This window comes from Pseudanabaena sp. BC1403 (assembly GCF_002914585.1).
Lineage (GTDB): Bacteria > Cyanobacteriota > Cyanobacteriia > Pseudanabaenales > Pseudanabaenaceae > Pseudanabaena.
In genome coordinates this window covers 1-8,934 of sequence record NZ_PDDM01000056.1, presented here as the reverse complement: position 1 = coordinate 8,934, position 8,934 = coordinate 1, and the positions used below count along the sequence as shown (strand labels likewise).

8 protein-coding genes are annotated in these 8,934 nt (G+C 42.7%); 3 read left to right on the top strand and 5 right to left on the bottom strand.

Features of this window, described 5'->3' with window-relative positions:
- Positions 1 to 70 precede the first annotated feature (70 nt).
- The 4 genes from CQ839_RS24405 to sat all read right to left on the bottom strand — a co-directional run bounded on the left by CQ839_RS24405 (position 71) and on the right by sat (position 3,654).
- Positions 71 to 871, bottom strand: coding sequence for a transposase (locus CQ839_RS24405; RefSeq protein ID WP_103670907.1), 801 nt, complete (start codon positions 869 to 871; stop codon positions 71 to 73).
- An 88-nt stretch (positions 872 to 959) separates the two neighbouring features.
- Positions 960 to 1,121 carry a hypothetical protein gene (locus CQ839_RS25400; RefSeq protein WP_181016336.1) on the bottom strand — a complete coding sequence of 54 codons (162 nt, stop codon included), beginning with the start codon at positions 1,119 to 1,121 and terminating at the stop codon, positions 960 to 962.
- A 175-nt stretch (positions 1,122 to 1,296) separates the two neighbouring features.
- Positions 1,297 to 2,403, bottom strand: a complete 1,107-nt coding sequence (locus CQ839_RS24400) for an ankyrin repeat domain-containing protein (RefSeq protein ID WP_181016335.1) — start codon at positions 2,401 to 2,403, stop codon at positions 1,297 to 1,299.
- Between the two features lie 48 nt (positions 2,404 to 2,451).
- Complete coding sequence (gene sat / locus CQ839_RS24395) at positions 2,452 to 3,654, bottom strand: sulfate adenylyltransferase (RefSeq protein ID WP_103670905.1); 1,203 nt, start codon at positions 3,652 to 3,654, stop codon at positions 2,452 to 2,454.
- Between the two features lie 312 nt (positions 3,655 to 3,966).
- Here sat and CQ839_RS24390 point away from each other — a divergent pair, with 312 nt between their 5' ends.
- The 3 genes from CQ839_RS24390 (at position 3,967) to CQ839_RS24380 (ending at position 8,365) form a co-directional block, all read left to right on the top strand.
- A complete protein-coding gene (locus tag CQ839_RS24390; protein WP_103670904.1) occupies positions 3,967 to 6,414 on the top strand; it encodes a phosphoketolase in 2,448 nt (815 codons plus the stop codon).
- 86 nt (positions 6,415 to 6,500) lie between these two features.
- Positions 6,501 to 7,139, top strand: a complete 639-nt coding sequence (locus CQ839_RS24385) for a histidine phosphatase family protein (RefSeq protein ID WP_103670903.1) — start codon at positions 6,501 to 6,503, stop codon at positions 7,137 to 7,139.
- 17 nt (positions 7,140 to 7,156) lie between these two features.
- Positions 7,157 to 8,365, top strand: coding sequence for an acetate kinase (locus tag CQ839_RS24380; protein ID WP_103670902.1), 1,209 nt, complete (start codon positions 7,157 to 7,159; stop codon positions 8,363 to 8,365).
- 27 nt (positions 8,366 to 8,392) lie between these two features.
- Here CQ839_RS24380 and CQ839_RS24375 read toward each other — a convergent pair whose 3' ends face one another.
- Entirely contained in the window at positions 8,393 to 8,719 is a 327-nt protein-coding gene (locus CQ839_RS24375; protein WP_103670901.1) for a translation initiation factor, read from the bottom strand.
- Positions 8,720 to 8,934 lie beyond the last annotated feature (215 nt).

Genomic DNA, 8,934 nt, shown 5'->3' with positions numbered 1-8,934 from the left:
GTCATTTGCCGTCGCGTCAATTATTTTTTCTTCTCTCAACCAGCCAAGTTAATTGTCGTCATCGGACAAGTTAGTTGACATTTAACAGTTCTGGAGTGGTACGGAAATGAAAATCACGCCAATGAGTTACCCGTACCCGACCGATTTTTGGGTCTGTAATTTCTATGGTGGTGGCTGCCCCAGCCCAAGTTTCTGGGGCATTCAGTTTGAATTTATGCCCATGTTTACAAGGTGCACCACGACCGCTATAGGCTGGAGGAACTCCCCAAACACAGCGATTAGATGCCAAACGTAGTAATAGATCCGCCTCAATATTCGCTGTTGCTTTCACAAAACTTGCATTCCCATATCCTCGGTCATAGACAGCTAGCGGGCGTACGCTTAACTGCTCTGTGACTTGTTTGAGTTGGAAGGCAGCTTTACTCACAGGAGTCTCGAAACTGGTGATTCGCTCATGTTTTATCGGTAGCGCCCAACTCCCACTTGCTTCGGGAATCCACGCCAACGTGCTGTAGCTTTGTCCTATACCGATACTTTCGTCTTTGCCATGATGGAATCCTCTTTCCTTCAGCGTTTCCGCATCTGGTCGCAACCATACGCTATTATCTCCAGCCAGAAAAGGTTGCTCTTCGGTTGGGATCTCTTGCACCATTAGTTTCATCAACTTTCCTCTTGCTGGTCGGCTATCGCGCAGTCCCTCATAAATACTTGACCATTTTCGCCGAAATAATGGATTCATTGACAGACTCACATACGAGCTAATGCTCGGACTTGTCAGCACGGCATCCATTAATTCAAATACTGCATCTTTTCCTGTCCCAAGGTATTCATATATCGACTTGCGAAATTCTTGTAATTTTTGGAAAATCATTGTAGTCAATGTCAATTTGGTTTATTGATCATTGCTCTTTTGGCAGTTTGTGACATTCACTTCCTGCCTTTCTTTTCTTCTTTTTAGTCTAAAGTCCAGTACTCTGAACTGCATTTGCAAAGGGGATATAAGCTTGTTGTAAGTCATGCCAATCTGCTAAAGCATGATATCCAAAGATTAAGACTCCCAATACACCTGGCAAAATTGTAAATATTGCCAGTACTAAATAACGCATTGATTGAAATTCCATAACTAAGATTTAGTTGAGTAGAATAAAAGCCTAAATGCAAAGAAAAAATTGAATTAATCTTAGGACTTACGCAAATCAACCAAGAACTAAAGTTCTTGGCTCAATGCTCAAGTCAGTTAAAACTGACTAAAGAAAGCCTCAAACCAACCTGTTTCAACTAAGACTTTTATAAATATTAGTAGATTGATTCTAGGAACTGTATAAGGTTTGTGTCTCCACTTTCTTTTACATAGAAAGAAGTTTTAGCGTAGTCCAAAACTGACATTCCTTTGTTATCCCTTAGATTTACATTTGCACCTTTCTCAATTAGTAGTTTAACAATTTGAATATCTCCACTTCTTGCCGCAAACATCAGAGATGTGCATCCATATTGGGTTGTTTGATTTAAATTTGCCCCTGAACTAATCAAAAAATCACATAAATCATAGCCAACTTGAAAAGCTTTAATCCTAAATCCTGTATTGTAATGGCTTGCTATCATAAGTGGACATACACCATCATGATAAGCAGTATTCACGTTAGCACCACTATGTACAAGAGTTTTAGTAACATCCAATACGTAATACTTGTTGTAACTAAAAGCTCTAAATATAGGTTGTCCTAAATTGGGATCTGCTCCAGCTTTGAGTAATACCTGAATAATATCAGCAGAACACCTGTCACATGCTCTCATTAATATAGTGCTGTCTGAATCATCATAAGCATTCACATTTGCGCCTTTGGAAATTGCTTTCACAATTTTTATTTTTGATACATCGCTCCTACGAAGAAGCTCAAAAAGCTCAAGAGTGTCTTTATTCAAAGGTTCTCTTGAGCTTTTTTCTTTTATAGAATCCATAGTTCTTTTTGCTGATTTATGGAAATCTTGATGCGTAAGAGGTAAAAGGAAGTCAAATATATCATCCCTTCCAGCTTGAGCCGCACATTCAAGAGCAAATGTACCCTCTCTTACAATATTCGGATCAGAGCCATAATCAATTAAAAGTCTAACTATCTCTATACTTTGACCTCCTGCTGCATCCATTAGAGGGGTAACAACTCTTTCAACCTTTCTAAAATTTACGTCATCTACCAAGCCTAGCATCAGCGAAACCAGCTCTTGATCTCCAGCCTCTGCAACCTTCCCTAGAAGCGTAATCTCATCTACCCATGCATTGGCATCTACTTCCTTCCCGACAATCATTTCTCGCAACTTCTGCAATGGTTCTAGGCTCTTCGTCTCAATTGCTAGAAAAGCTAGGTTAAAGGCTAAATCGAAAGAATTTCTAAATAATTTAGTCATATTTTCCCATAACATAGAAAAAAAGAGGCGCTTTGCGCCTCTTTTTTATTAGATTTCAAAGCCTGTGGCAGCTTCCTCGATCGCCATTTTGTGCATCACTTTCGCTAGCTCTGCCGCAACTTCAGGACGGGAGAATTCAGGAGGCGGACATTCGCCACGACGGAGCATTTCGCGGACTTTTGTACCAGAGAGATGTACTCGCTCTTCGGGGAGACTGGCACTGGTCTTAGTAGTTGCCATGCCCTGAACCCGTTTGCAATAGAAAGCATGTTCAAACATCAAAGGCGTAATCCCCAGTTCGCCATCTTCAAATTCATAGAAAATATGTTGTGCGTCATAGGTTCCGTAATAGTCGCCGACACCTGCGTGATCGCGCCCGACAATGAAGTGCGTACAACCATAGTTTTTACGAATCAAAGCATGGAAAATCGCTTCGCGGGGGCCAGCATAGCGCATCGCCGCAGGATTAATCGCCAAGGTCACCCGATCTAAGGGGAAATAATGCTCCAGCATGATTTCATAGCAACGCATCCGTACATCGGCGGGCACGTCGTCGCTCTTAGTTGCGCCGACAAGAGGATGCAAGAACAAACCATCGACGATTTCCAGCGCACATTTCTGAATATATTCATGGGCGCGGTGGATCGGGTTACGGGTTTGGAAGCCGACAATTGTACGCCAGCCTTTTTCGATGAATAATTCGCGAGAGTCAACAGGATCAATCTGATAGGTGGGAAATAGAGGATGAGGGCGACGCTCTAACAGCCACACATCGCCAGCCAGATACATATCACCTTGAGCATAGACCACCTTGACCCCAGGGTGACGATCTTCATTAGTGCGGTAGACATGGATCGCTTCCTTGAGTTTGTCGTATTTATATTTTTCGCTTAGTTCTAATACGCCAATAAATATACCGTCAGGATCATTTAGACGCACAAGGCTGCCAACGCTCAGTGTATCTGCAACTTCAGTAGTGACGGGCAAGGTAATCGGAATCGACCAAGGTAAGCCATTGGCGAGACGCATATTTAAAACTACGGACTCATAGTCAGCTTTACCTAAAAAGCCAGTCAATGGGCTAAATCCACCGATCGCAATTAGCTCAAGATCCGACAGCGATCGCTCTGTTAGTTGCACGATTGGTAAGTGGTCAGCTTTGCTATAAAACACTTCTTTTTGTGCTTCAGTTGCCATGCGATTGATCAGTTGACCACCATGCGGTGCGATATTTTTAAGTTGTCGAGCCATGAGTTAGAACTACTACGAAATTGTTAAATTAATGTTAACTTTTTTTGTCTCCAAAATCTAAATTTAAGCATTAATTTAGGAGGTAAACAATTGTTTTTCCTATATTCAGTACAGATTCCTAAAATATCAAAATAGAAGACAAAGCTTTACTCTGTCTTCCATCCATTAAACCTTGTAGTGAAGTATAAGCGATCCCCATTGAGAGAATCTTAAAAGAGATATGCATAACACAAAGAGTAATAGTTTTCTCATGTAGAGTTGAGAAGTCAGAAGTCAAAAAACTTATTAGCGACAGGAATTAATCGTAATTTTATGGTATCAACTCCTCTCAAAATGGCTGACACGGACTCCTTAAACACAGCAATTAGTTGCTATGGTACTGCCCGCTCCACTGTGGCAGGAAGCCCGCTCAGCGCCGAAGAATTGCGGAAAACCGATGCCTACTGGCGAGCTTGCAATTATCTTGCGATCGGAATGATCTATCTACGCGAAAATCCACTTTTGCGCGAACCTCTAAAGCCAGAACATATCAAAAATCGCCTACTCGGACATTGGGGATCGAGTCCTGGCATGAGTTTTGTCTATACGCATTTGAATCGCTTAATTAAGAAATATGACCTGAACGCCATCTTCTTGGCTGGCCCTGGACATGGCGCACCAGGGATTTTAGGCCCTGTATATTTAGAAGGAACCTACTCTGAGGTTTATCACGATATCAGTGAAGATGAAGAGGGAATGAAGCTCTTCTTTAAGCAATTTTCTTTCCCAGGGGGGATTGGCAGTCACTGCACACCTGAAACTCCAGGATCGATCCATGAAGGAGGCGAACTTGGCTATAGCGTTTCCCATGCCTATGGCACTGTATTTGATAATCCCGATTTAATCTCTGTAGTGATGGTCGGTGATGGTGAATCGGAAACTGGGCCCCTCGCAACTGCTTGGCATTCCAACAAGTTTATCAATCCCATCCGTGATGGTGCTGTCTTACCGATTTTGCATCTGAATGGATACAAAATTAACAATCCGACGGTACTATCACGGATTAGCCATGAAGAGCTAGAAAGTCTATTCATTGGCTATGGTTATCAACCTTACTTTGTGGAAGGTTCCGATCCTGAGTCAATGCATCAAGCGATCGCAGCTACACTTGAGCATTGTATTAATGAGATTAAATCGATCCAACAGGAATCTCGTAGTACAGGTATTCCCACAAGGGCAAAGTTCCCAATGATTGTGTTGCGGACTCCTAAGGGCTGGACTGGCCCCAAGGAGGTTGATGGACATAAGGTAGAAGGTTTTTGGCGAGCTCACCAAGTGCCACTATCGGGAATGCAAAATAATCCTGAACATTTGCAAATGTTAGTGGATTGGATGCAGAGCTATAAACCTGATGAATTGTTTGATGCATCTGGCAAGCTGATCCCTGAATTGAAAGATCTTGCACCAAAAGGTGAGCGCCGTATGAGTGCTAATCCAGTTGCAAATGGTGGCTTATTGCGTCGCGCTTTGAGAATGCCCGATTTTCGCGACTATGGGGTGAAAATCAATAAAGCAGGTCAGAGTGAGGCGGAAAACACTAAGCCGCTAGGTGTGTTCTTGCGTGATGTGATGCGCCAAAACATGGATAACTTCCGTGTATTTGGACCTGATGAAAATACATCTAATAAACTGCAAGCGATTTACGAGGTCAGTAAGAAGTTCTGGATTGCGGAATATCTGCCTGAAGATGCTGATGGCGGAGAACTAGCTGTAGATGGTCGAGTGATGGAAATCCTCAGCGAACATACCTTAGAAGGTTGGCTAGAGGGCTATTTGCTGACAGGAAGGCATGGATTCTTTTCCACCTATGAGTCCTTTGTACATGTGATCGACTCGATGATCAACCAGCATTGTAAGTGGTTGGAAATCAGTAAAGATATTGCATGGCGATCGCCGATCGCTTCTCTGAATCTCTTGATCACATCGACGGTCTGGAGACAAGACCACAATGGTTTTACCCATCAAGATCCAGGATTCTTAGATGTGGTTGTGAATAAGAGTGCGGAAGTAACGCGCATTTATTTGCCGCCCGATGTGAATACGCTGCTATCGGTATCTGATCATTGTTTGCGTAGTACCGATTATGTGAATGTGATCGTCTGTGACAAGCAATCCCATTTGCAATACTTGAGTATGGAAGAGGCGGTTAAGCACTGCACCAAAGGTCTAGGCATTTGGGATTGGGCAAGTAATGATCAAGGTGTGGAACCAGATGTGGTGATGGTAGGCTGTGGGGACATTCTCACTCAGGAAGCTTTAGCTGCCACTATTCTGCTATGGGAGCATTTTCCAGAGTTGAAGATTCGCTTTATCAATGTTGTGGATCTGTTCAAGCTACAGCCTGATACCGAACATCCTCACGGTTTAAGCGATCGCGATTTTGATTCGCTATTCACTACTGATAAGCCGATTATTTTCAATTTTCATGGCTATCCTTGGTTGATTCACCGTCTCGCCTATCGCCGCACCAATCACAAAAACCTGCATGTGCGCGGTTACAAGGAGAAGGGTAATATCAATACACCTTTGGAACTTGCGATTAATAACCAAGTTGATCGTTTTAGTTTAGCGATCGATGTAATCGACCGTGTGCCGAAGCTGAAAAACATCGGTTCTCATGCTAAGGAAAATCTGCTTAATCAGCAAATCGAATGTCGTCAATATGCCTACGCGCATGGCATCGATAAACCTGAAATTGTGAACTGGCGTTATCCCCACTAAATAATTTAAAAAAGCCGTGCTTCGCACGGCTTTTTTAAATTATTTGGGTTGAGTTGGATGGCAAAACGTTATATTTAAAGTAAATCATGAGTTTAAAACTGTATCTACTCCGTCATGGAGAAACCGCCTATAGTCGCACTGGTGGCTATTGTGGCGAACTTGACCCAGAGTTAACTGATAATGGTAAAAAAATGGCAGCAGCCTTTGCTGATGCCCATAAAGCGATCGCATGGGATGCGATTATTGTTAGCCCAATGAAACGGACGATCGCCACAGCTACACCTTTATGTGAAGCTGTGGGCATGAAGATGCAATTGAACGATGGAATCAAAGAATTACGTTATGGCAAATGGGAAGGACAAACCAATGAGTTTGTCAAAGAGAACTACAGCGAAGACTATCTGCGTTGGCTAACGGAACCTGCATGGAATCCACCTACAGGTGGCGAGACAGCGGTGCAGCTTGCTAGTCGGGCTTCGTTAGTAGTAGCCGAAATCCAAGAAAAATATACATCAGGCAATGTGTTATTAGTTTCGCATAAGGCAACGATTCGGGTAATTCTCTGTAGTCTATTGGGAATCGATATGGGCAGATATCGCGATCGCATTGATGTTCCTGCTGCTTCGCTGAGCATTGTCCAGTTTGGTTCGCTTGGTCCTAAGCTCACAGTTTTAGGCGATCGCAGTTTTATGGACGATGAATTGCGATCGCTGTCAGGCACTTAGAAAATCGAAATAAAACTATGAAGATACTAGTTCTGAATGCGGGATCGAGTAGCCAAAAAAGTTGTCTGTACGATTTAGAAGATACATTGCCTGATACGCCACCTGTACCAATTTGGGAAGCAAGCATCGACTGGACACATCATGATGGGTTTGCGGAAATAAAGGTTAAGCCACAACATGGGAAAGTTCTAGAAGAAGAGATATCCTCAACGTCTCGTCCTGAGATCATCACTCATATGCTCGAAACTCTGTGGAGTGGGGAATCTCCAGTTCTCCAAAGTCCATCAGAAATAGATATCATCGGTCATCGTGTTGTACATGGTGGAGCAGAATATCGCCAAAGTACGATCATTAATACCGAAGTAAAAGAAGCGATCTCAAAATTAGCAATATTCGCACCAGTACATAATCCTGCCAATTTGGAAGGAATTAATGCTGCCGAAAAGCTATTTGAAAATATTCCACAAGTTGCTGTATTCGACACCGCTTTTCATGCACATTTATCACCTGCGGCCTATACCTATGCGATCCCTACAAAATATACAGAACAAGGGATTCGTCGCTATGGCTTTCATGGCATTAGTCATCAATATTGTTGCGATCGCGCCGCCCAAATCCTCAATCGCAATATCGAAGACTTACGTCTGATTACCTGTCATTTGGGAAATGGATGTTCGCTCGCCGCCATTCGTAATGGTCAAAGTATTGACACGACCATGGGATTTACTCCCCTCGAAGGTTTAGTAATGGGCAGTCGTTCTGGTTCCATTGATGCAGGAATTCTCATTCATTTGTTGCGTCAACCTGATATGGATGTAGAGAAACTCGATCGCATACTTAATCGCGAATCAGGTTTGTTAGGAGTTTCAGGGATTTCAGCGGATCTGCGTCCAATTATTAAGGCGATCGCTGAAGGTAACACGCAAGCGCAATTAGCCTTTGATGTATATGTGCATAGCTTGCGATCGCATATCGGCTCAATGTTAGCCAGTCTCGGCGGCTTAGATGCCTTAGTATTCACCGCAGGCGTTGGCGAAAATGCTCCTTTAGTTAGAGAGATGGCTTGTACAGGATTTGAGTTTTTAGGGCTGAAACTGGATTTAGTTAAGAATAATCAGAGATTGATGGATGTAGATATTGCTACGCCTGATTCAGCAGTGCGAGTTTTAGTAATCCATACACAAGAAGACTGGGAAATCGCTCGTGAATGTTGGCATCTAAAATAAAAAAGAGGTCGCATTGCGACCTCTTTTTTATTTACCGCTTATTTTGGCTTTGTAACCTAAGCTAAGCAAAATCTGCAAGATTTTTTGACTGCAATCGCCTTGAATCTCGATCGCTTGATCTTTCGATGTGCCACCAGTGCCGCATTGATTTTTTAACTGCTTAGTCAGCTTTGCCAAATTCTCAGGTGTAGTCTGAAATCCTGTCACCTCAGTTACGGTCTTGCCGCCCTTACCTCTGCGTGTTACTTGAATCCGAGGATTTTGTTGCTGCGGCGGTAAATCAACCACATTATTTTCTGAATCATCTTCCTCAGGTACACCAAACTCACGATAAACTACACGATTTTTTGTCATAGCTCTAACTAATCGTTAATAAAACCCAATAATTTTATTGAGAGGGTGGCTTTGCCACCCTCTCAATAAAATTATTATTCCACCCATGCCGATCGCCATGCTAATTCTGCTTCGGCGATCGTCTTTTGGGAATGAAAAATAAATAACTTATGCATTTCAGTTATTTTGAGGAATGGCTCTATAATTCCATTTAGGAAGATATTCATCAAAAATGA